The organism is Pseudoalteromonas sp. A3 (assembly GCF_025942345.1).
In the GTDB taxonomy this organism is placed as follows: domain Bacteria; phylum Pseudomonadota; class Gammaproteobacteria; order Enterobacterales; family Alteromonadaceae; genus Pseudoalteromonas; species Pseudoalteromonas atlantica.
The window spans coordinates 49895-74236 of sequence record NZ_JAPCKL010000006.1 but is presented as its reverse complement, the minus strand read 5'-3'; the positions used below and the strand labels follow the sequence as shown (position 1 = coordinate 74236).

General features: G+C 42.7%; 16 protein-coding genes. 8 read left to right on the top strand and 8 right to left on the bottom strand.

Annotation, left to right across the window (positions count from 1 at the left end):
• Positions 1 to 156 precede the first annotated feature (156 nt).
• Positions 157 to 1053 carry a LysR family transcriptional regulator gene (locus OIZ54_RS12290; protein ID WP_264390498.1) on the bottom strand — a complete coding sequence of 299 codons (897 nt, stop codon included), beginning with the start codon at positions 1051 to 1053 and terminating at the stop codon, positions 157 to 159.
• Between the two features lie 172 nt (positions 1054 to 1225).
• Here OIZ54_RS12290 and OIZ54_RS12285 point away from each other — a divergent pair, with 172 nt between their 5' ends.
• On the top strand, positions 1226 to 2563 hold the full coding sequence (locus tag OIZ54_RS12285; RefSeq protein WP_264390497.1) for an MATE family efflux transporter: 1338 nt from the start codon (positions 1226 to 1228) through the stop codon (positions 2561 to 2563).
• Positions 2564 to 2729: 166 nt separating this feature from the next.
• Complete coding sequence (locus tag OIZ54_RS12280; protein WP_024033246.1) at positions 2730 to 3257, top strand: acyloxyacyl hydrolase; 528 nt, start codon at positions 2730 to 2732, stop codon at positions 3255 to 3257.
• A gap of 16 nt (positions 3258 to 3273) precedes the next feature.
• Here the strand turns inward: OIZ54_RS12280 and OIZ54_RS12275 are convergent, their stop codons facing one another.
• From OIZ54_RS12275 to OIZ54_RS12260, 4 genes are all read right to left on the bottom strand, one after another.
• Positions 3274 to 4341, bottom strand: a complete 1068-nt coding sequence (locus tag OIZ54_RS12275) for a cytochrome-c peroxidase (RefSeq protein WP_264390496.1) — start codon at positions 4339 to 4341, stop codon at positions 3274 to 3276.
• Positions 4334 to 7012 carry a porin gene (locus OIZ54_RS12270; RefSeq protein ID WP_264390495.1) on the bottom strand — a complete coding sequence of 893 codons (2679 nt, stop codon included), beginning with the start codon at positions 7010 to 7012 and terminating at the stop codon, positions 4334 to 4336. The genes OIZ54_RS12275 and OIZ54_RS12270 overlap by 8 nt, the downstream gene beginning before the upstream one ends.
• A gap of 16 nt (positions 7013 to 7028) precedes the next feature.
• A complete protein-coding gene (locus tag OIZ54_RS12265; protein WP_264390494.1) occupies positions 7029 to 9773 on the bottom strand; it encodes an Ig-like domain-containing protein in 2745 nt (914 codons plus the stop codon).
• Between the two features lie 195 nt (positions 9774 to 9968).
• The gene (locus tag OIZ54_RS12260; protein ID WP_264390493.1) at positions 9969 to 10661 is read right to left on the bottom strand and encodes a hypothetical protein; all 693 of its coding nucleotides are present in this window, start codon (positions 10659 to 10661) and stop codon (positions 9969 to 9971) included.
• A 153-nt stretch (positions 10662 to 10814) separates the two neighbouring features.
• Here OIZ54_RS12260 and OIZ54_RS12255 point away from each other — a divergent pair, with 153 nt between their 5' ends.
• From OIZ54_RS12255 to OIZ54_RS12230, 6 genes are all read left to right on the top strand, one after another.
• Positions 10815 to 12176, top strand: coding sequence for a TolC family protein (locus OIZ54_RS12255; protein WP_248530564.1), 1362 nt, complete (start codon positions 10815 to 10817; stop codon positions 12174 to 12176).
• On the top strand, positions 12173 to 13318 hold the full coding sequence (locus OIZ54_RS12250) for an efflux RND transporter periplasmic adaptor subunit (protein ID WP_248530565.1): 1146 nt from the start codon (positions 12173 to 12175) through the stop codon (positions 13316 to 13318). Before OIZ54_RS12255 ends, OIZ54_RS12250 begins: the two co-directional genes overlap by 4 nt.
• Positions 13318 to 16503, top strand: coding sequence for an efflux RND transporter permease subunit (locus OIZ54_RS12245; RefSeq protein ID WP_248530566.1), 3186 nt, complete (start codon positions 13318 to 13320; stop codon positions 16501 to 16503). The genes OIZ54_RS12250 and OIZ54_RS12245 overlap by 1 nt, the downstream gene beginning before the upstream one ends.
• Positions 16503 to 17186, top strand: coding sequence for a response regulator transcription factor (locus OIZ54_RS12240; protein WP_024033231.1), 684 nt, complete (start codon positions 16503 to 16505; stop codon positions 17184 to 17186). The genes OIZ54_RS12245 and OIZ54_RS12240 overlap by 1 nt, the downstream gene beginning before the upstream one ends.
• Entirely contained in the window at positions 17183 to 18469 is a 1287-nt protein-coding gene (locus tag OIZ54_RS12235) for a sensor histidine kinase (protein ID WP_264390492.1), read from the top strand. The genes OIZ54_RS12240 and OIZ54_RS12235 overlap by 4 nt, the downstream gene beginning before the upstream one ends.
• Positions 18470 to 18788: 319 nt before the next feature.
• Positions 18789 to 19355, top strand: a complete 567-nt coding sequence (locus OIZ54_RS12230; RefSeq protein WP_138578496.1) for a hypothetical protein — start codon at positions 18789 to 18791, stop codon at positions 19353 to 19355.
• A 610-nt stretch (positions 19356 to 19965) separates the two neighbouring features.
• Here the strand turns inward: OIZ54_RS12230 and OIZ54_RS12225 are convergent.
• The 3 genes from OIZ54_RS12225 to OIZ54_RS12215 all read right to left on the bottom strand — a co-directional run bounded on the left by OIZ54_RS12225 (position 19966) and on the right by OIZ54_RS12215 (position 24191).
• The gene (locus OIZ54_RS12225) at positions 19966 to 20913 is read right to left on the bottom strand and encodes an alpha/beta hydrolase (protein ID WP_264390491.1); all 948 of its coding nucleotides are present in this window, start codon (positions 20911 to 20913) and stop codon (positions 19966 to 19968) included.
• Between the two features lie 107 nt (positions 20914 to 21020).
• Complete coding sequence (locus OIZ54_RS12220) at positions 21021 to 21878, bottom strand: MBL fold metallo-hydrolase (RefSeq protein ID WP_264390490.1); 858 nt, start codon at positions 21876 to 21878, stop codon at positions 21021 to 21023.
• A gap of 429 nt (positions 21879 to 22307) precedes the next feature.
• Entirely contained in the window at positions 22308 to 24191 is a 1884-nt protein-coding gene (locus tag OIZ54_RS12215) for an AMP-binding protein (protein ID WP_264390489.1), read from the bottom strand.
• Positions 24192 to 24342 lie beyond the last annotated feature (151 nt).

Below are 24342 nucleotides of genomic sequence, written 5' to 3'. Positions count from 1 at the left end.
TATTTAATAAACTTACACGATTAAATACGAAGTATAAAAGTACAAGTTAGCAACTGCTGTTTTTACTTGCCCAAGGTTTACCAATAAAGCTCCATATATTTAAAGCGCAAAAAGCACAAACCTAGGTTTGTGCTTTTATATTTTACGGTTAAATAATTATATTTTTTCCCAGTAGGGTTTGTCACCAAAGTAGCCGCTAAAGTAGTCTATAAAGGCCCTTACTTTTGGTGCTAATAAACGCGAACTTGGGTAAACACTCCAAATAGCGGTGTCGGATGCAAGTGGGTAGTCTTGTAAAATTTGTACCAGCTCACCACTTTGTAGTTTTTTATAGGCACACCAGCTCGACATTAACGTAATACCTAGGCCTTGCACGCACGCGTCGCGCACCGCTTCACCGTTATCGGCTTGTAATACGTTATTGGTTTTAATGTTTTGTGTGCCCTCGGGTGTAATAAACGACCACGTAGTTAAACCATGTAAATTAACACAGGTATGATTTTTTAAATCTTGCGGTGTTGTTGGGGCGCCGTGTTTTGCAAGGTAATTAGGCGATGCGCAAATTAAGCGTTTATCGCGGGCAACCTTTCGGGCTATAAGGGTTGAGTCGTTAAGGGCGGCGTCGCGTATTGCTATATCAAAGCCACCGCCAACCATATCAATAATGCTATCACTTAGGCGTAAATCAATAGTGAGGTCGGGGTATTGCTCAATAAATCCAGCCAATGCAGGAATAATATGCATACGCCCGAACGAAGCTGGGGCGGTAATGCGCAATTTTCCTTGTGGAGTTACACTGCCAATACCTACCGAGGCGCGCGCCATTTCAACATTGGCAAGCACTTCCTCGGCGTGAGGTAAAAAAGCTTGCCCCTCTTCGGTTAGCGATACTTTACGCGTTGTACGATGAATAAGTTTAACGCCGAGCGTTTCTTCAAGCTTATTCATTTGCGCACTAGAAACCGCAGCCGACAAACCTAACTCCTTGCCAGCTAAGCTAATATTGTGTGTTGTTGCGATTCTGACAAACAGATTTAAATGGGCAATGTTCATTATCAAATTTTTCAATAAACTGATTATTTAAACAACTATATTATCAATACTTAGTTGTGTAAATATACTAGCAGCTTATTCATTGTGACTTTTCCTGTGGCGCTTACTATAAGCGCCTTTTTTTTCGGTATTTTTCTCGTTTAAATTTTTAAGTTTAGAGTGAGCCTGCCTTATGAGCCGTAATACATCATTACTTTTAAAGTATTTATTTAAGCAAACTTGGCCTATGTTGGTTGGCTTGTTTTCTATTATGGGAAGCCAGCTGGTTGATAGTATTTTTATTGCTAAGCTAGGCGCTGAGCCGCTCGCTGTAGTTGCCTTTAGTATTGCTATTTTTCAGGTAATTGTGGGGGTACAAGTAGGCTTAGGTATTGCGGCAACTGCGACCATTTCTACTGCACTTGGGGAAAATAAAGTTAACTACGCACGCTACTTAGGTAGTTTAATCGTACTTATTGGCACCGTAATAGTAACGCTATTGTGCTTGGCGTTGTGGCTTTTTCAGCAGCCTATAATTTTAGCGCTGGGTGCAACGCCTTCGTTATTTAATTTAACTGAGCTTTACTGGTTGCCTTGGTTAATAAGCTGCTGGCTTGGAGCGCTGCTTTATTTTGGTTACAGTATTTGCCGTGCCCATAACGAAACCTTATTGCCCGGGCGAATTATGGTGCTAACCAGCGTGTTAAATATAGCGCTCGATCCATTGTTTATGTTTACCTTTGATATGGGTTTAGCGGGTGCTGCATGGGCAAGCTGTGTTGCTTTTGCAATAGGCTTAGTAGTGGTGTTTTACACGCTTATTAAACGAGAACTTGTAACCTTTGACGTTTTAAAAAACCGCACCGAGCAGGCAATAAAAGCCATTGCAAAAATGATGGGGCCGGCTTTACTTTCACAGTTTATTCCGCCTATTTCAGCCATGATAGTAACGGCACTGATTGCCGCGTATGATGGGTTTGCTGTAGCAGCTTGGGGGCTTGCAAACCGTATTGAATATATTGCGATTATTTTAATTTTAGCGCTTACCATGGCGCTGCCCCCCATTGTTGGAAATTTAAAAGGGCGGGGCGAGCTTAGGCAAATATTAAGCGTAGTAAAACTTGCGTGCGGTTTTGTAATTGGCATACAAATTTTATTAGCGGTTATTATGCTAGGTGTGGCTAACCCGCTTGCAAATGCGCTTAGCAATAATAGTGAAATAGTAGCTAACCTAACAGATTACTTTGCATTTGTGCCCCTGAGCTACGCGGCTTTGGGTGTATGTATGATCACGGTATCGGTATGTAACGCGCTGGGCTTTGCGACCACGGCCTTATTTATCTCCATATTGCGGCTATTTTTGTGTTACTTACCACTACTTTGGTTAGGCTCGTATTTTTACGGTTTAACAGGGTTATTTATCGGTATGACATGCGGTAATACCTTGTCGGGTATTATGGGTTGGCAGCTTTTTAAGCAGCAATATAAGCGGTTAACACCACACGTTAGCGTGCGCTCAAGCACTGTTTAATTATCAATATATTGAAGAAAGTTATTCCACTTAAATTGCAATTATCAAAATAGTTAAATGCAATTAGTATGCACCTCATTGAATCATTGCTTAATCTAGAGCAGCTAAATTTGCTGTGTTTAGGTCAAGCAATTGCAATAAAAATAGAGCTGCTTGAGGTGAATACATGAAACTTTATAAATTGTTTTTAATAGCTATAACGCTATACGCAGGCGCTGCAACGGCTGCACAAGATTACTTTTCGATGAGCTATATTCAAGGTGAAGGAGACGTGCGAGGGATTAAGGTGGCTTATCAATATGCCTTAGATTATCAAATAGAAGGCTTTGAAGAGCTAGAGATTTACCTAGAAGCCAATGCTAACTTTTTTGAATACGATGACCCAAAACGCTACGACGCTAATTTAGGCTTATCGCTTTCGCCTGTTATTTTTTATCCTATTGGCAGTATTGCTGGGAACCGCGTTTTTGCCGAGTTTGGTATTGGTTTAAGCTTATTAGATGACACCAAATTTGCGGGAAAAAACATAAGCACACATTACCAGTTTGAAGACCGCCTAGGCATTGCCATGAAATTTGGTGAGGCTGAGCAACATAGCGTGTCACTTAAGTATTTTCATTATTCAAACGCTGGTATTAAAAAGCCTAACCCAGGCCTCGATTTTATATCGCTAAGCTACTCACGCGCACTTTAGGTGAGTAGCTTACTATTTATAAAATCCGTAAAAATGCCACTAGGTCGGCTTGTTCTTGCTTGGTTAAATTAAGCTTTATAAGCAGGTCGGTAGTTTTAGGGAAGTGTGGGTCGTTTAGTTGATTTTTTCGTGGTTTGGGCCTTACTCCACCATGGTTATATAAGGCGACAATGCCGGCTAAATCGTCAAATAAGCCGTTATGCATCCACGGAAATGTTTGCATTAACCCTAATAGCGATGGGGTTCTAAATTGGCCAATATGCTCAGGGTTGTGGGTGGCATCGTAGCGGCCTTTATCTTCAAAACGGCGGCCGTAATAATGCAGCCCTGTGCCATGGAATTGGTTGTCGCTAAGTAGTGCGCCGTTATGGCAAGTCATGCATTTAGCTTTAGTTCTAAATAGGTGCAGGCCATTTAACTCACTATCACTTAGGCTACTAACTGCTTGCTGTGGATTTTTATTAAGCTGCGTTAAAAAAGTTTTATAGCGGCTATTTGGCGCTGCTAATGTGCGCTCAAACGCAACTAAGGCTTTTGCCATTTGCTCGGTGGTTAACGTGCTGCTATTAAAAGCGCTTTTATTAAATGCACGGTAACTCTTATCTTTATTTACTCGGGCTAAAGCTATTTTTGGATCTAAGTCCATTTCAATCGGGTTTTCTATTGGCATAAGCGCTTGCTGCTCAGCGGTGCTTGCGCGTCCATCCCAAAAAAAATGTTGCCATTGATCAATACCAAAAATAGCGGGGGTGTTACGCGTGCCTACTTGCTCGTCAATGCCTATGGCAGTTGTACGGCCATCATGAAAGCCTTTGTCGCGTTCATGGCAGGTAGCGCAGCTAACGGTATTATTACGTGAAAGCTGCACATCATGAAAAAGCTTATCGCCTAGTGCCACGTGCTCAGGCTTAGGCGATGCTACAGGCAAAAGCGACATGGGCTCAACGCTTCTTCCGTCACTGGTTTGAATAGCAGGCCAATGAGCTTGGCCTTTACTATAAAGTGAGCGTAAATCGTTACTACTTGTTGATTTGGCGTTTAAGCTAAATGAGCACAGTAAAAAAATGCTTAATAACCTAATCATAGTTATAGCTAACTCCTACCCAAAACATACGCCCAGGCTCAATACCTGATGCTCCTTCGTTTACTGTGTAAGTGCGGGCATTTAATAAATTAGAAATATCCGCTCTTATGTCAATAGATTGGGTTTTTGTGAGGTTATGGCTATAGCGTAAACTTAGCCCTAGCATGGTTCTGGCGCGTATTTCTTGCTCTTCGTATACATCAACTAAGCTTGATTCTACAGGGCAACTTGTACAGCTTTGCTCAAGCCCAATACTTTCGCTAGCCCCGGTACTTACCGCGCTGGTGTAGCTGTCACTGTAGGTAACATTTAAGCCTGTACTAAATGAGCTGTTCCAATCAACATTCCAGCCAAGCGCACCTGACACTGGGGTGCCAAAGTTGGTACGTATTTGCTCTAGCTGCCCAAGTGTTACAAGCTCGCCTTCGCCTTGTGCATTGAGATAATAAACGAGTTCATCAAGGGGGGTATTTTCTGCACTAGCGCTGTATTCGTCGTTTGAAACTTTGTTTTCAGCGTAGGAGGCATTGGCCCATAAAGAGTGTTTACCAAACTGTGCACTCCACGAGATAGAGTAGCGCTCTGAGCTGCCATCACCCTCGTTAGTCATATAAATGTATTTATAGCCATCACTAGCTGCTTCTTCATCGGTAACCTGAGAAAATTGCTGATGCTTTTTACGTTTTACATATTTGAGCGATATATTGCCTGCTTTTTCAAATGAGTGCGCAATGCCTAATGCGAGTTCGTCATCGTAGGGGGTATTTACATCATCAAAGCGGTATTTAAACGCGCCGGTATAGTTAGACGGCAGCCACCCTTGAAGGTAGCCGTTTTCAATTGGGCGGTACTCTCGGTATGAAAAACGCTGCTGCTCTTTTACTTTATAGCCAATAATGGCTGAATCGTAATAGCGGTTAATCCCTGCGCTAATAATAGTGCGGTTGTTGTTAAATACATCGTAACCAAGGGATAGACGTGGCGCAATATTATGATTAGCTAAAAAGTCATCGTATTCGTAGCGCATACCTAAATTTAAGCTTAATTGCCCTAAGGTGATGCTATCTGTTGCATAAAACGAGGCGCGATTTAACGCTACATTTATATACTCTGCTGGGGTTACTAAGCGGCCATTAAAATACTGCGCGGTGGTTGTTACATTGTTGCTGTACGCTGTTATGTGATCTTGGTTGTTAAAATCAATTTCGCCCCCTAACTGCGCTGCAAGTTCGTCAATAGATATAGTGGTTTCAAGGGCTTGGCAGTCAAGCGTGTAACCACTGCAATTAAGTGGTGTACTAGCGCTAGACCATATAATAGGGGAGTCGTAGTTGTAGCTATTTTGTATGCGTTCGCGCTCTACTTCTTGGCGAATAAGCTCTATACCGGCCTTAATATTATGCTCAGTACCTGCTAATTCAAATGAATTGAAATTTAGCGTGTTTTTCCAGCTGGTGGTGTATTGGGTGTTATCTAAAGCGCCATAGCCTCCTTGGCGAGAGTAGCGTGTTTGCGCATCGCCTTGGTCGGCATATTGTCCCCAATCTTTGCCTTTAGCTTGCAGCCAGTTATAAAAGTGCGCTGGGCCTTCTCGGCTGCTATCACTCATACTAAAATTAAGGTTACTGCGCCAGGTTGCAAAATCAAAGTGCTGGGTAAGTGATGCGACCGCGCCTACGGCGCCGCCTTCTAAATGGAAGTCGCTGTCTTTGGTGTCGGTTATAAAGTCATCTACTTCGTAAGGTGAATACATTAGGGTTAAATCTAATGCGTCTACCCAGCCATTGCGATAACCATATTTAACAATGGCATTTATGTTTTTACGGCTTTGCGTTTTGACTTCCCCTAACGACAAATCGCTGATGTCGCTGGTTAAGTAACTAACACTCATCATTACGCCATGGCGCTTATTAATTTGTTTATTAGCACGCAGGTTGTAGCTGACTTTTTCATACTTAGGCGTTTCAAGTGTGCTTTGATCAACATTTTGCTGAGAGCTGTCTTGATCGGCTTCTATATAATGATAACTCCCCCAGCTACTTTGATTACCCCGCACACCAAAGCTAAAACTGTCATTGGTAAATACGCTTTTGGTTTTACTATCAACAATACCACCCGAAAAACCACCAAACTCAGCCGGAATGTTATGGTCGTATACTGTGATCGATTCAACGACATCGGAGTTTACATTCATGCTTTGCACGCCGCCCGATACATCGTTTGATGAAGAGCTTAAGCGGCTACTACTACCAGGGTCTATGCGGTTATTGTAGTTTAGTCCATCTAATGAAAAGCCAGTTTGCCATGGCTGCGCGCCTGAGATTGATATTTCTGGTGCGCTGATTTCTGCCAAACTACCAATAGAGTAAGCCTCGTTGCTTAGCTGTACACCAGGGAGCAATGCAATAAGCTCGTTTATATCGCCGTTGCCTTTAGGTGTGGCATTTATAAAGTCACGATTTAAGTAAGAACGCCCAATAACTTCGGGTACTTCTATGCCTATGTACTGGCCTTTTACTTCAATGTGCTCAAGTGCTTCACAACGCTCTTTTTGCTCATTTTTAAGGTCGTTACATGGCTGTGTTTTTGGTTCGGTCTGCTGTTGCTGCTCTGCGGCGTATACACCCTGAGAAAGCAAAAGCAGACACGCGAGGGTAGTCGGTGTCTGCATTTATTACGGCTCTTAGTTAAATACCTAGTGGGGTAGTGTCTTCGCTATCAATTACGCCATCGTTATCGGCGTCTTGGTCGGCAATTAATCCAGCTAAGGCTATATCTTCATCGCTGGAGTTAGGTAAAAAGAAGTTAGGTAAGCCGTCGTGGTCTGTATCTACGCTGGCAATAGCTATGCCTTTAAAGTCATCACGAGAGGCGACTAAGTTGGTCATGCCTATGTAAAGCTCAAGCTGATCGGCTTCGCCATTAACGCCATTATTTATTAAGCTTTGTGCTTTAGTGGTATCGTTAATTAGCGTAAAACTGTTTACTAAATCTTCCATGTTGTCGGCAATAATTGTATCGGCAAAGTTTAAAATAAGAGGCTCAAGCGTATTTAAAAGCGTGCTAGCTTGTGTTTTTGCATTGCTATAGTTTGCTGAAAAATCGCTAATATTCGCCGCGTTAGTACCCATACTTGAAAGCATAGAATAACGTTCAAATTCACCTGTTTGAGCTTCTTCTAAGCCAATTACTTCGGCTTTAACAGCGGCTAAAATAGTTTCTAGCTGATCGCTTGTTAATGCATTTAGCTCAGGGGTTATTTCAGTAATAGCATCATTTAAAGTGGTACTTGCCAGTGATGTTTGGTTTGCATTAACTAAGTAACCTAAGGTTTCTAAGCGGGCTTCAAACCTGTCTTCGGTATCTTCATCTAGGGCAATGTAGCTAAGGAGTTGATTGTGTACACCAGCTACTTGCTCCGATAAGCCGCCTTTAATAAGCGATACTATTACTTGATTATGAGCTGTAATTGATGAGGTATTACTTAGCGTACGTATACCGCCTGCATTGAGCGTATTAAGCATGGTTAAGCATTTATTAGCGGCATTTGCTGTATCACCACCGACTTGGGCAGTTAAATCAACTAACAATTTACAGCCCTTGGAACCGGTTAAAAGCGTGGTTGATGATTCTTTGCTTATGTAGTCATCCGAGGCTATAAAGTCGCCAGCATAGGTAAATACTTGCTGTGCTAGATCGTTTCTGCCGGCTTCACTTAAAATTAGGCCTGTGCCAGGGACGTTATCAAGCGATGTTAGCGCTCTAAAAAATTCGTTGTAATCACCATTTTCTGTAAAAAAGCTGCGAGCTTGTGCTGCGGCACTCGTTATATCTTCCCCACCAAGCAGGCGATTAGCTATATTAAAACCATACACTTGCTCTTGCGCGTTGTTTATATCGGTTTCGCTGTCTGATAGCGTTATTGCTGGGTTTTCGCCGCTTTGGTATAGGCCTTCAATTAAGCCTGCTAAAAATTGAATAGGGTAAGTGTAGTTATCCAAAGTAGCGGCGCTATAAGGCGATGCAGAGTATGCGTAGTTACTATCAAAACCCGTTGAACCATACATGGCAAGTACTTGGTTAGTATAGTCTTTTGCCGCTTCAAATTCGCCAGCTCTATAAAGGTATTGCGCAGCCCATGCACCATGTAGCGTTTTGTATTGCTCGTATGGTTGGCCTTCGTATTCGCCGCTACGTACTAGCCTGTAACCTGTTTTTACTGCAAGTTGCGCGTAGTTATTAGCAAGCAATTTGGCTTGCGTTAAATCGCTTTCATCTAGGCTTTGCGCATAGCTTTGTAGGGCGTCATCTATTGATAAGCGTACGCCATTTAAAAAGTAGCCATAGCTTGAGGTGTATTCGTCTTCGCGTACTTGCTCTGCGTATAATGAAATTGTATTTAACAAATTACTTGCTTGCGAAACTTGATCAGCAGCTAAATAGCTTTTTACTAAAGAATAAAGGGCTGATGCGTCTGATGAGGCAATGTTATCAAAGCCTTTATCAGCTAAGTATTGGTTGTAGGCCGCCACCGCTTGGTCACGGTAATCGTTTGCTTGTTCTGTTTGGCCTATTTCGTCTAGTGCTTGTGCCACATCTTTTAGTGCCGAAGAACGCGCTGTTTGCTCGTTTATAAGCGCTAAATAGTCGTTAGCAGTATCTAAAAATCCTGCACGTGCATAGGCCGCAGCTTGGGTTGCGTATACCTCATATCGAGAAAGTTCATCGGCAATATTTGCGCTCAACTCGTCGGCTTGTTTTAAGTGCGACAGACTAGAACTGTAATAATAATTAAGTTTATCTTCGTTAGTTACATAAGAAGGGCTTAGTGAAATAATTGCAGTTAACGGCTCGCTAATTAGGCCATCTGTGTAGCTAATTTCAAATTGCTCATCAATGCTGCTTAGAGATTGAGCCTCATAGGTAAATTCACCCGTGGTGCTATTTATGCTCATTACGCCATTACTCGGTGGTGTTATTAAGCTAATAGTTACGGTGTCGCCATCTAAGTCTTGTGTAGTAATAACCCCTTGAGTGGTGGTTGAAGAGGTGACAAATACATTAGTAGTTAGTAGCTGCGGTGCATCATTAACATTTTCTACGCTAAAACGTATCACTACATTTGCCGTTAAGCTGCCATCGCTTGCGCTAATGGTTGCTGTGTCTTCTCCAAAATAATTACTAAATGGTGTGTAGGTAAATTCACCGTTTGCTTCAACTGCTATGATGCCATTGCTTGGTGCATTAGCAAGCGTATAGCTTAAGGCGTCATCGTCGGTTGCCGTTACTTGAGCAGTAAATGAAGTGTCTTCGTTTACAGTAAAACTTAAATTAGGTTGAGAAAACTGTGGAGCAGTATTACCAGAGCCGCCGCCACAACCTGCCAACGCAAGCGCGCATAATATTTGGGTAAATTTAATTAGCTTGTTCATTATTGTTAATATTAAAAGTTAATGATGTTGCGAATGATAACGCATATCAATTAGATTTTAAAGTGTGTAAAGTATTTGTCATATTAATAGTGAGTATCCACAAAGTACTTATAAGGCAGCTAAAACACCAAACCCTGCTATTAACAGGGCTTTATTATGAGTAAAAATGAGATTAGTAAAGTGGGGGTATGGTTATTAGTTTAAGTCGCTAATAATAAGCAGCGGAAATTTTTTAGCTGACCGAGGTTGCCAATTATTATAGCTAATATTGCTAATTCCAAAATAGTTAAGCACCTTAGGTGAGTACGTCCAGCCTCGTGCACGTTGCTTTATGGCGGCGCTGCGTAAACTGGGTTTTAGCCCTACTGTGAGTAGGTCGTGATTTACATTTAGCTTTGTGTAAAAGGCTTTTTCGCGCAAGCTTGCTTTAGCAATTACCTCATCGTAATGGGCGCGTAATGTCTGCCACTTTTGGCTTTTTTGTGGCTCTTTTAAGTGCTTTACCATGGCATCAATATCACTATCTAACCACTTAGCTGAGGCTGCATCCCCATGCCAGCCAATAATCGTATTGGGCTCAATTGTAGTAGGGTGCCCAGCAAGCAACACATAATTAGCACACGACGAAAAGCAAAACTGCTTTATGTTTACCGTTAGCTTATGCGCCAAAATTAACTCGGCTAAGTCCATCCCTAAATCTATGTTTCCGCCGCCGCTGGTAATCGTAAATGTATTAATTGTAGGGTTAGTTTTTAAAAGCTCAGCTGCCGTATTGTTATTTTGTTTGTTGATTTGGCCACTGTATATAATGGTTTTATCACTTAAGGTTACTTGAGCCTGCAATAACGTAGGGAGTATTAAAAAAAGGGTAAAAATTAATTTATGCATATGAGTTTTAAGTGAGAATTTTTGCCAAAGGCTACGTAATTTGGCTAAACGAGGCAAATACTAATTTGTCTAAAGTAAGTTAACCCCTTTTAACCCATCCTTAACCCTTGCCCTAATACACTGTGTGTAATGATGTAAATTAGGCACAGTTAAATGGTTTATTTTAAAAAGCGCTCAACGGTTTTATTGCTTGCACTTAGCTGCACGCTTGCTTCGTGTAGTAGCCAGCCAAGCTATACAGGTAATAGCACCGAGCAATCGCTAAAGCAGCATGCAAATTGGCAATACACACAAGATGATGCAACCGAGGTAAGTTATATCACTGATTTAGTGAATATAGCGGGGCTTGATTCGCTTATTAACCAAGCCGTTGCAAATAACCCTTCATTTAACCAAGTGCATGTGGCGCTAAAACTTGCTTATGCGCAGCGAGATGTTACCGCAGCAAGCCAGTGGTTTAGTGTAGATGCCGATTTTGACGCTCAGCGCAACGAAACAACTGGCACACAGTACAGCTCATCACTAGGGGTTAGCTGGGAGGCCGACGTATGGCAAAAAATTGCTGATAACGTAGCCGCGCAAGACATGACCATAGCCAGTAATCAGGCCACTTACCAAGGCGCTAAAGACACCTTAGTAGCCAGCGTGATGCGCACGTATTTAAACATTATTTTGCAGCAAGATTTATTTAACATAGAGCAGCAGCGCTTAACGGTTTTAGAAAATAACGAGCAAAGTATTGTTGAGCGTTACCAATACGGCTTAGGTGATTTAGAAGCCCTTGATACCGCGCGTACAAATACCGCTTCAACCCGAGCCACTATTGCCGATTACCAAGAGCAAATAGCGCAAGCTAAACGTGCTTTAGTATTATTAGTGGGCGTTGATAAACTTGAAAACTTACCTACCACCTCTGTTTTACCTGAGGTAATTGAGCCGCTAAGCGCGCTACCAGAGCAAGATTTAGCGCGTCGCCCCGATTTACAAAGTGCCTATTACAATATTCAATCTAAACGTTATTTAGTGGATGTAGCTTACAAAGATTTACTGCCAAGCATTACGCTTTCGGCATCGCTTAGCGATTTAGCAACTACACCCAGCCAAGCATTATTAACCAGCCCAGTTTGGAACTTATTAGGCAGTTTAAGTGCGCCGTTGTTTCAAGGCGGGGCACTTCGTGCACAAGTTGATATTGCAAAATTAAATGCCGAACAGGCGTTTTGGGAATACCAAGACACGCTACTTAGCGCCGTAAACGAAGTAGAAAACGCACTAGGTCAAGAGCAATCATTAACACAGCAGCAGCTACAAATTAGTAAAGCACTTGCCAGTGCTAAGCGCAGTTATAGCAACTACCAAAGCAAATACCAGCAAGGTTTGGTTGATATTTTAGACCTACTAACCGTGCAGCAGCAGGTGTACGACCTACAAGCTCAGCTTAGCCAAATAAATTACACCCTTTTAACTAACCGTATAGATTTAGGCCTTGCCTTGGGCCTTGGAGTATCGTCATGAAAATTTCGCCAGTACCTGTTGTTGTAACTCTTGTTGCCATTGTTTGTATAGGGCTTGCTATTTCATATAACGGCCAAAAAATGGCGCAGCAAGCAAATGGCCCAAAGCCAGAGCCGGCTAAATCTGTGGCACCCAATGTATCGGTTATTAACGCTGTGCCAAGTACGTATCAAGCCTATGTTAATGGCCACGGTGAGGCTAAAGCGCACTGGGCGCTTAGCTTAAAAGCGCAAGTTAAGGGCGAAATAACGAATATGAGCGAGCAATTTGCTACCGGTAATGTAGTTAAAAAGGGCCAAGTGCTTGCACAAATAGATAACACCGAATACTTACAAGCAGTTGCGAGCGCTAAAGCCACATTAGCAGATGCCAAACTTGCCCTACAAGAAGAGCAAGACTTAGGAAACCAAGCAAAGCGTGAATGGCAGCGCTCGGGTGTAACACAAGCGCCAAGCTCACCTTTAGTATTTAGAACGCTACAGCTAGAAGCTGCCCAAGCAACGGCCGATAACGCCCAATACGCACTCCAAACTGCGCAGCGTGATGAAAAAAACACGCATATAAGTGCGCCGTTTGATGCTGTTATTTTATCGCGTGATGTAGATTTAGGCACTTACGTAAGCATCGGCGATACACTGGCTACATTAAACAGCACCGACAAAGTAGAAATTAGCGTACCGCTTTCATTAAGCCAATGGCAAAACCTGGCAAGCGATAAGTCGGGCGAGGTTATTTTAAGTGATGTAACAACACAGAATCAGTGGCAAGGTTACATTGCTCGTTTTGAGCAGCATCTTGACGATAGCTCACGCCAGCGCAGTGTAGTGGTTGCGCTAGACAAACCTTTTGAGCAAGCAACACCATTGCTACCAGGTACATTTTTAGCGGTACAAATTGCCGGCAAAGCGCTTAACAACGTAATTAAATTACCCGCCTCAGCAGTATCGCAAGAGGGCTTAATTTGGTACGTAAACGAGCAAAACACGTTAATGAGCATTCAAGCGCAAAAACTATTTGAGCGCGGTGATTACGTTTATATCTCTCCAATTGAAGGACACACTAATTTACGTGTGGTGGCTCGCCCACTCGTAAGCTACTTAAACGATATGTTAGTAAACCCAATTGTTGAGGAGATGCCATAATGAGCCCGCATCAAGCACCGCAATTACCTAATAATACTAACCCTTTGCACGGCATTATTAGCTGGTTTGCTAACAACTCAGTGGCCGCCAATTTATTACTCATTAGCGTAATAGTAATGGGCATAATGTCGCTTTCTACTTTGCGTAAAGAGGCGTTTCCAAGCCTTGAGCCAGATACTATTTCGGTATCGGTGGTTTACGACAGTGGCGATGCCTTACAAGCAGAAGAAGGCATCGCCCTAAAAGTAGAAGAAGCCCTTGAAACCGTACCGGGTATTAAGCGCATTACCTCTACATCCGATGCCAGCGGCAGTCATGTAAGCATTGAGAAAAAAACCGATTACTCGCTTGATGAGCTACTCACCGATGTTAAAAACCAAGTTGATGCCATAAATAACTTTCCGGCAGATGCCGAAGAGCCGGTGATCGACAAAGCGCGCAGGCAAGATCACGCATTAACTTTACAATTATTTGGTGATGCCGACCGCCATACGTTGCAAAACCTAGGTGAAAAACTAAAAGCCGATTTATTAGCTAAATCGGGCATTAGCGATGTAGAGCAATCGGGCGTGCTTGACCCTATGATGTCGGTAGAAATCGACGAAGGCAAACTACAAGCCTACGGTTTAACTATTAGCGATGTAAGCGAGGTGATTAACAACGAATCATCGAGCCCGCTTTCTACTAGCTTGCGCGATAGCAATAAAATTATGCGCCTAAAAGCGGCAGACCAAGCTTACTGGCAGCGCGACTTTGCCAATATTGTGTTACTTACAACGCAATCAGGCACACAAATTAAATTAGGTGATGTAGCAACCGTTACCGACACCTTCGCAGAAGATACCAACTCACTAAGTCGTTATAACCAGAAAAATGCCGTAGGCATTGAAATTTTAATGGATGAAAATAGCGATATAACCACCATAGTTGAGCAGGCACAAAGCGTAATTGATACATGGCACGAGCGCGGCTTATTACCGCAAAATGTAGAGCTTGAAAGCTGGCACGACAAAAGCACTATGATCACCGAGCGCCTATCGCTGCTTACTAAAAATGCCGTAACCGGTATTATTATGGTGTTTGTTATTTTAGCGATATTTTTAAATGTACGCGTTGCACTATGGGTAGCAGGTGGCTTGCCATTTGTATTTTTTGGCACGCTGTACTTTATGACCGACAGCTACACCGCACTGACCATAAATGAAATGACCACCTTTGGTTTTATTATGGCGCTGGGGATCGTGGTCGACGATGCCGTGGTTGTAGGGGAGAGTATTTACACCACTCGCAAAAAACACGGCGACACCCTTAATAACACGATTTTAGGTACCATGAAGGTGGCTGTACCTACCATATTTGGCGTATTAACCACGGTAGCTGCGTTTGTTGCGCTTTCGAATGTATCTGGCAATTTAGGTAAAATTTACTCTCAGTTTGCGACCGTAGTGACGATTTGTTTACTGCTTTCGGTTGTTGAATCAAAACTTATTTTGCCGTCGCATTTAGCCCACGTAAGTACTAAACGCCAGTTGAAATCGGGCCTTAGTGGCTTGTGGTCAAAGGTGCAGCACGGCGCCGACAGCGGCCTAACTTGGTTTAGCGATAAAGTGTACCGCCGCGTTATTGAATACTCGTTACGCTTTAGGTACGCCATTGTTGCTGCATTTGTAGCCTTTTTTATTCTGGTTGTTGGTATGCCTATGACCGGTGCAGTAAAAGTAGGTTTTTTCCCAAGTATTGCCGGCGATACCGTAACCGCTGAGCTTGTTATGCAAAACGATGCAGCGTATGGGCAAACTAATAAAAACTTGTTAGCGCTTGAGCAAAGTGCACTACAAGCCCAGCAAAATTTAATGGATAAGTTTGACTCGCAAGAGAGCGAAATAACGAGCTTACAATTAGTGAGCAGTAGCGATACTAGCGGTACGGTAAGTGTTGAGCTATTAAACGAGGGCGACTTTACTGCAAGCGAATTTGCACAAGAATGGCAGCGCCTTGCCGGTATGCCAGAGGGCAGTAAAAAGCTACAAGTATTGGCTACACGTAAAATGGTCGATAACTTTAAAGTGGAGCTAAAAGCGTGGGATGACGAAACAGTAATGGCTGCAGGCGCACTGTTTAAAGAGCGCTTACAAAATACCGCTGGTGTTAATGGCATAGATGATAATTTAAACCCAGGTCAGCCACAGCTTAAATTTACCTTAAATGCACAAGGGCGCGCTTTAGGTATGGATACGGCGAGCCTATCAGAGCAGGTTTTACAAGCTTTTGGTGGAGCAATTGTACAGCGTTACCAGCGCGATAAAGACGAAGTAAAAGTACGTGTGCGTTACCCAGAAAACGCCCGTAAAACACCAGCCGATATAATGCAATCGCGTATTAGGTTACCCGATGGCTCCGTAGTACCTTTGGTTAACGTAGCCAATATAAGTAGCGAATATCAGCAAGATGAAATAACCCGCATTGATGGCCTACGTGCAATTTACTTAAGCGCACAAGTAGATAAAAACATTGTGGCATCTAACGAATTAGTTGCTAACTTAAGCCGCGACTTAGTACCTGAGCTTAACGCGCAATTTCCTAACTTAAGTATTCACTTTGCCGGAGAAGCCGAAGAGCAAGACGAAACAACAGGCTCAATGGCCACTATGTTTATAGCCGCGTTATTAGTTATTTACGTATTGCTGGCGATTCCGCTTAAATCGTACATTCAACCCATGTTGATTATGGTGGCGATTCCCTTTGGTATTGTGGGTGCTATTTTAGGCCATTGGTGGAACGACTTAACCATCAGCATACTTTCTTTAAATGGTATTTTGGCGCTCAGTGGGGTGGTTGTAAATGACAGCCTATTATTGGTATCGCGCTTTAACGAGCTGGTAAAAGATGAAGGCATGAGCACGCACGATGCTATTGTAGAGTCGTGCACAAGCCGCCTGCGCGCGGTAATGCTTACCTCAATTACCACCTACGCGGGCTTAGTGCCGTTATTAAGCGAAACCTCAATGCAGGCACAGTTTTTAATCCCTGCTGCGGCATCACTTGGTTATGGTATTTTGTTTGCCACGGTTATTACATTAATCCTTATTCCGGCATTATTAATGATTCAAATAGACATTAAGCGCTTACTTGCCAATGTGTTAGACTTTTTAAGTGGTAAACGCACCCAAGGAGCTGCCTCTTAATGATAAACGTACTACTGGTTGAAGACGACATAGACCTGGCAACAACAATTGTTGATTACCTCGATATAGAAGACATTGAGTGTGACCATGCAAGCAACGGCGTTTTGGGCTTAAATTTACTGCAAATTAATGATTATCAAATGATTATTTTAGATGTAAACATGCCCAAAATGGACGGCTTAACAATGTGCAAAACATTGCGTGAACAAGGTAAGGATATTCCGGTATTAATGTTGACCGCACGCGATAGCCTCGATAATAAACTTGAGGGCTTTGCCGCCGGTAGCGACGACTATTTAGTAAAACCCTTCGCCATGAAAGAGCTAGTAGCGCGGGTACAAGTGCTGGCAAAGCGCAAAAGTGGTGAGGCAAAACGCCTCACCTTAGCTAATTTAAATTTAGATTTAGCAAAGCGCAGTGCCGATGTAGAGGGGCAAACATTAAAGTTATCGCCCATTGCATTTAAATTGCTAGAAACCTTAGTACGCCATGCGCCGCAGCCTGTTACGCGCAGCGCTATTATGCAAGCTATATGGGGCGAAGAGCAGCCCGACAGCAACAGTTTAAAAGTGCATGTGCATCATTTACGTAAGCAATTAGAAGCCACCACACACCAAGTTACACTTGAAACGATACCTAGTGTGGGCTTTGCAATAACAGCAAATGAAGGGCAACCACAATGAAAATAAGGCCTAGTTTAAGGCTCTACTTTTTTGCCAGTATGGTGGTGCTTAGCTCTGCTATGGCCATTGGCTTTTCGTTTTTAAGTGTAAATTACTTTATTGATGGGCTAGATAAAGGCTTAAACGGGGTGATGTTAAAGCTTTCGCAAACCACAGAAGTAAAGCCTGGGGAAACAAAAGAGCTGGTGGGCTTTAATATAGCAAGCCGCTGGGAAGACATGCCTGCGTCAATTCAGCAGCGTTTTAAAAAACCAACAGAGGTGGGGCTTTTACATAAAACAAAAGACAGGCCATCGATGTTTTCTATGCCGCAAAATTTATTTTTTGTGGTGTATTATCCAAGCCCCGAAGGCGAGCCGCGTTATATATCGCGCATTATGCTCGAAAAAGACAAACCCCAATTACTCGCTAATATAGAGCCGGAACAACGCATGCTATGGATTGCCATTACAGGCATTGCGGCCATTGTGTTATTTGCGTTTTTTTTGTTTATGGTAATGAAAAAAATAGCCAAGCCAGTGGAGTCGTTAAGGGGTTGGGCTAAATCGTTAAACCAAACTAATCTGCAGCAAACACCGCCTGATTTTACATATAACGAACTAAATACTTTAGCCACATTAATACGCAGCAGCTTACTTTCGGCGAATGAAAGCGTAGAGCGCGAGCAGCGCTTTTTAAGCTATGCCAGCCACGAGCTACGTACGCCAATTTCGGTTATTCGCAGTAACGTTGAGCTACTCAATCGGCTGAGCGAAAAAGCCCCGTTAAGTGATAAACAACAGCTTACACTTGAGCGTATAGAGCGCGCCGGTTTAACCATGAGCGATTTAACCGATACGTTATTATGGCTAAGCCGCAACGAAAATCAGCAAAGTAGTCCAGAACCTGTAAACCTTAGTGATAAAATAACGACCCTGAGTAATGAGCTTAACTACTTGCTTAATGCTAAGCACGTTGAGGTGGTTTTAAACACCCAACAAGAGAGCGTTATTACCACCGATGCTACTGCGTGCCACATTGTACTGACTAATTTAATTCGTAATGCCTACCAACATACCCAATTTGGCCAAGTACACATTACGCAGCAAGGCGGTAAAGTGACTATTGTTAATTGTAGTAAGCAAGACGATGCCCCTAAAGCGAGCTCGCCCTCAGCAAAACACGCCAGCATAGGGTACGGACTAGGCCTGCAATTAAGCGAAAAAATAATTAAACGCCACGGCTGGGTTTACGATGTAAACGACAAGCCAGGGCGCTATGAAGTGGTGGTCGATTTTAGTTAGTTATTTGGTTAATTAGGTTTAAAAGTGTATTAAAAAGCGGCTTAATTTAGTAGCTCATATCTGATTTTGCAGTTTCGGTTAATTGGTTTGGACATTACCTGATAGACAGCTATGTAAGTTATGTGAAGCTTGGGATAAAGAATTTTTTCACCTCAAAGACCAGCTCATTTAATTATCTTGACGGAAACTCATTTCATATTTTTTCAAAACATCTACCAGGAAAGCTTAAAACTAGGCTCAAATACAGCTGCCATTATATCTAGCCTATAGAGTTATTGTTTCTTATACTCGTTTCTACGATTCATAAGAGAGCTTAAATATGAAAGCGAGTGACGAAATTGATATTACGGGAGACCTAGTTGCTTCTAGTTTTTGCAACGCTAAATTGACCATAAATAAAGATGTAGTAACTATTACACCTAACGTTAGAAGTTATTTGTTTGAATGGGGATTGCATATTTTTTGTTGGACAGTGTGCATATTTATGTCAGCTAAAGTTTGGCAGTTGGAGCCCAACCTTGATTCGAAAACCGATTTCGTTATTGTCGTGTTTACATTGGGGGGACTCTTTAGTTTAGGCACGACCTTGATATGCAGAAGAAGCAGAAGAAGATTTTATTTTGATCTAAATGAAAAAGTGCTAAATGTCGGCAGTTCGAACAATCCGAAAATTAAAGTCGCTTTTGATTCGTTTGAAAAGCTTCTGTTAGTTACGACACGAATATATAGTACTGAGTCGCCACGAACTTATTTTGAGCTAAACGTTCTAACCAATACCCAAAAAAGAGTCACTTTAATGTGTCATAGCGATTATTACGCAATACAATATGATTCAGATGTACTCGCTGAAATACTGAAACTAGAGGTGGAGAGTTTAGAGGCTTGACACCATCAATAATTATTTTGAACGTAAATAGAAAGGCACTGCGATGGAATTTGGCATGTTAGTGCGACTGTTTTAATCTGATACAAAAGTGCAGCAAACAAGCGAATTACCACGGAAAAAAACAATAATAAATTTGGAAAAACTCAGAATTCAAAAAGCAAATGATCGTTATAGAAACTGCACGAACTACTTTTTGTTTAAGTTGGTTTCTCTTTCGCTAAATACTATACACACCTAAATCATTCTGACCGTCCTCTCCTTGTCTGTAGCTGCCTGCCATATGAAGCTTCAACCCGCGTATAAAAGTGTCAGTTTAGATATGAGCCACTACAGCTTAACGCAATGAACGTTAAGCCGCATTTTTATGATTACTATTAGGGCGCATTACATATAATACCAATCCGCAATAATACTTAATCATTTTGAGGGGCTAAAACGTGTCGCTATCAGAGTTAAAAAATTCTCATTTACGACTGTATAGATGCAGAAGGTAGAGCAATGCAGGAGCAATTGCCGAGAACAACTAAATAGCGAATTTTTTGCCTAGCTATCAACACGTTTTTCCATCATCCAAAATAGATCACTTAATCAAACGAATTGGTATAAATGATTACTCGGCCGCAGCTTGTTTGGTTTTTCTAAACATAAACTCAAGGGGAATGTGTAGGCGCTTTGCCCATGCGTTTTCGGTGTGATCTTCCCCCGGGAAATACTGGCTTTGCCATAGCTTTGCTGGGTATTGTTGCGCCATAAATAAATCATCAATTTGCGCTTGTAGCTTAGGGTACATGGCATCTAAAGTGCTGTCGCCATAATCAAAATACACTTTTTGGTTACTTAGCTTGGCGATGTTGTTGGCAATGTAATTTTTAAACTCGGCAAATACCTCGTCGTCGTGGCTAAAAATACCCGGCCAGTGGGTCGACATACAAATAGCGCCGGCAAATTCGTTAGGGTAATTAAGTAGTGTATACCACGATATAAGCCCACCCATGCTAGAGCCACCAATATAGCGGTGCTGCGCGCCTTTATTTACGTTGTAGTTAGACTCTATATAAGGAATAACTTCTTTAACTAAAAAGCGTGAGTAGTTGTCTGAGTACACCTTAGAGGCAAATAATTTGTGGCCTGGGTATTTTTCTAACTGGTATAGGGCGTTTTGCTTTTGTTTGCTCAAGGCCTCAAACGGTTGCTGCGGGTAGTATTCGCTGTGGCGGTTTTCTACGGCGTTTGGAATGCCTACCACAATAAATGGGCGTACTTTGCCTTGCTCTATTAATGAGCCGGCTACTTCATCTACGCGCCACTCTTGCTTGTTCCATGTGCTATTGGCATCAAACAGCATGCGGCCATCGTGCATGTAAAGTACATCGTAGGTGGTGTTTTTGCTGTAACCTGGCGGTAGCCATACATTTAAAAAACGGTTTTTTACAAACTGTGATTCTATATTGTCGATCACCTCAATATGGCCCTTGCTTACTTGCACTTTGAGCGTGTTTGCATAGCTGGTATGCACTACAAATATTGATAAGCTAAACAGTAAAGCAACTAATTTCATGGTGGCGCCTTAGCATACAAAAAGTGCACTATCACAAGCTTGCATTGTTAATTCAATGTGAATACGTATGCACTTGTATTTAAGCAACAAATGCATACACATACAATTTATAAATCGCTGCGCCAGCCCATGCCCGACTCTTCCATAAGGCGCTCGTATACGCCTTCAATATTAAGTGGCAACCATGCTTTGTATTGCTTTAAATCTGAAAATTCATCGAGCTTAACGTTTTGTTTTATTTGCTCTAGGCTTTGCCCTGCAAGTGCGCCTGCGGTTACTTGGCTGTACAGTTGCTCTATATAACTTAAAAAACGTGCAACATCAGCTTTATTACCCATATCGGCATGGCCGCCCACAAAGGTATTAAAGTCGTAATTTAAAACCGCTTGGGTTGAATTAATCATACCTTGAATATCGTAGCTCCATAGTTTTTGCCATGGCATTCTGCCAATGACTATCCAATCGACTACAAATAATGTTTTTTGCTTTTCGAACAGCATACTTACTGAGCCTCGGCCATCGTTAGGGCCGTGGTAGTTAAGTTTTAAGGTTGAGCCGCCAAGGCTAAGTATTAGTTCGTCATCAAAAGTAAGGTTAGGCATAACCGTTTTTATTTTCGTGTTTTTAATATCTTGCGCGGTAAGTTTGTGCGCAACAAAGGTTGTGTGCGGGCTTTTAAATACCTCTGCGCCGTAAATATGGTCGCTGTGATTATGGCTGTATACAACGTATTTAACGGGTACGTTATAGCGAGTTTTAATTTGCTCCTTTAACCACGTGGCAGCTTTTTTATTAAGTGGGTCGGTAACTATTGCACCTTGTGGAGTGATTAAAAATACCGAGCGGTGTCTGTCGTCAATAAAGCGGTGGAGGCCATCGCCTAAATCTTCAATTTCGTAACTTTGCGCCATAAAACCTGTAAATAGTAGGCTGGTGGCAAGTAGTGTTTGTATTAAGCGAAGCATGCACAATCCTGTTTAATGTTCTAAGGGTCTGTTGACCTTTGCGGATTAAAATTTGTTCTAACTAGGGGCTATTTAATCGCGGCGCGAGGTTTGTAACCTAGTGGGCTAAGTAAAAGCCGAGCAAAGCTTCCGCGTCCTGCTCACGCCCTTTACCTACATCCATGTAGGCAACAAAGAGTAAATAGCCCCTAGGAAGAACCCTTTGGGCAGCGCCTGTTTGGCATTAATGCTACGTTATCGCCTATTTGTGGGGAACAACCACACTATATAGGCTCTGCCTTACCTAAATACCAAACAGACAGCTGCAAATTTAACCTTAAAAGATCAACAGACCCTAGCATTAAGTAAGAAAGTGCTAATGAGTATAAAATTTCAGTCAAAGTAAAAGCCATTTTATTTTAAATATAAAATGGCTTTGTTAGGTTGGATTTAACGCAGGGTGAGCTGCTGGTTTATTTCTTCAAAAATACCAGCATCATCTATGGTTGAAGGAATTTGTAGTTCGTCGCCATCGACCAATTGGCGTAAATTTTTGCGTAGTATTTTACCTGAGCGAGTTTTTGGTAATCGCTCTACGCTTACTATCGTTTTAAGGCACGCTATAGCGCCTATTTGGTTGCGTACTGTTTGCACAAGCTCTTGCTCTACATCGGTAGGGGAGCCGGTAAAGTCGTTTTTAAGTACGATCATGGCCATCGGTAATTGGCCTTTTAGTGTATCGGTAACCCCAAACACCGCGCACTCTGCAACGGCTGGGTGGGATGCGACTATCTCTTCCATTTCGCCAGTTGAAAGCCTATGGCCTGCTACGTTTATAACATCGTCTGTGCGGCCCATTATAAATAGGTAACCATCATCATCTATGTAACCACCATCGCCGGAAAGATAATACCCCGGGTACTGAGTTAAATAACCGGTTTTAAAGCGCGCTGTGTTTTGCCAAATGGTGGGTAAGCAACCTGGCGGCAGCGGCAATTTTATAGCCACCACGCCTTGCTCGTTTGGTGCGCATTGCTCGCCTTGCATATTCAATATTTGCACATCAAACCCAGGGGTTGGCACGGTAGAGCTACCTGGTTTTGTTACTAATTCTTCTATGCCTACGGGGTTACAGGCAATGGCCCAGCCGGTTTCTGTTTGCCACCAGTGATCGAGTATTGGCAGGTTGGTTTTTTCTTTTAGCCAGTTGTACGTTGGCGGGTCGAGCCGCTCGCCAGCTAAAAATAGTCGTTTTAAACTACTGGTGTTGTACTGCTTAAAGCCCTCTGCATTTGGGTCTTCTTTTTTGATGGCTCTAAACGCAGTGGGCGCTGTAAATAATGCATTTACTTGGTATTGCTCTACTACTCGCCAAAATGCACTGGCATCAGGAGTGCGAACTGGTTTGCCTTCAAATAATACTGTTGTGCAGCGATAAATTAGCGGGGCATACACTATGTAGGAGTGCCCAACGACCCAGCCTATATCTGAGGCAGCCCAAAATACGTCGCCGGGCTGCATGCCGTAAACGGTTTCCATGCTGTAGTGCATAGCAACACCATGGCCGCCGTTTTCACGCACTACGCCTTTAGGCGTGCCTGTAGTGCCTGAGGTATATAAAATATAAAGAGGATCACGCCCACTTACAGGTACTGGCTCTACTGCAGTGGCTGTTTGCATTGCCTCATCCCAGTTAATATCTCTTGAGGGGATAAGCGTGGCAGCTACTTGTTCGCGCTGGTAAATAACGCAGTGATCTATTTTATGATTGGCAAGATCTATGGCGTGATCAATCAGCGGTTTATATTCTATTACGCTATCTACCTCTACACCGCACGAAGCGCTCAGTATGAGTTTAGGTTTAGCATCGTCTATACGTACGGCGAGTTCATGCGCTGCAAAACCACCAAATACCACAGAGTGTATAGCGCCTAATCGGGCGCAGGCCAGCATGCCTATTACAGCTTGGGGGATCATGGGCATATAAATAACAACGCGGTCGCCTTTACTAACGCCTAACGATTGCATTACACCGGCAAATTTAGCTACCTCTTGCTGTAACTGGTAGTAGCTATACTTCTGCTGCGTGTTGGTTACGGGGGAGTCGTAAATAAGCGCGGTTTGCTCGCCAAAACCGGCAATAACGTGTTGGTCGAGCGCTAAAAAACTGGTGTTTAGTTGGCCATCATCAAACCAATGGTAAAGGCCGTCAGTGTCTTGTGTGTAGGCGTGTTCAGGATTTTTATACCAAGGTAGGCGCTTTGCTTGTTCAAGCCAAAATTGTGCTGGGTTTTGTTTAAAGCTTTCGTATTGTTGTTTATATGGGCCTAACATAGTGGGCTCCTAATACTAAATGTGTGTGAGAGGCCTTACAAAAGGTAGGCTTTTTTTTAACCGATAGGTATTCGACTATGGTCGGCTAAAAGTTAAACAACACTTTGGGTTTTAAAATACAAAATTGACAATACAAAGCGTGTGGCTCAGC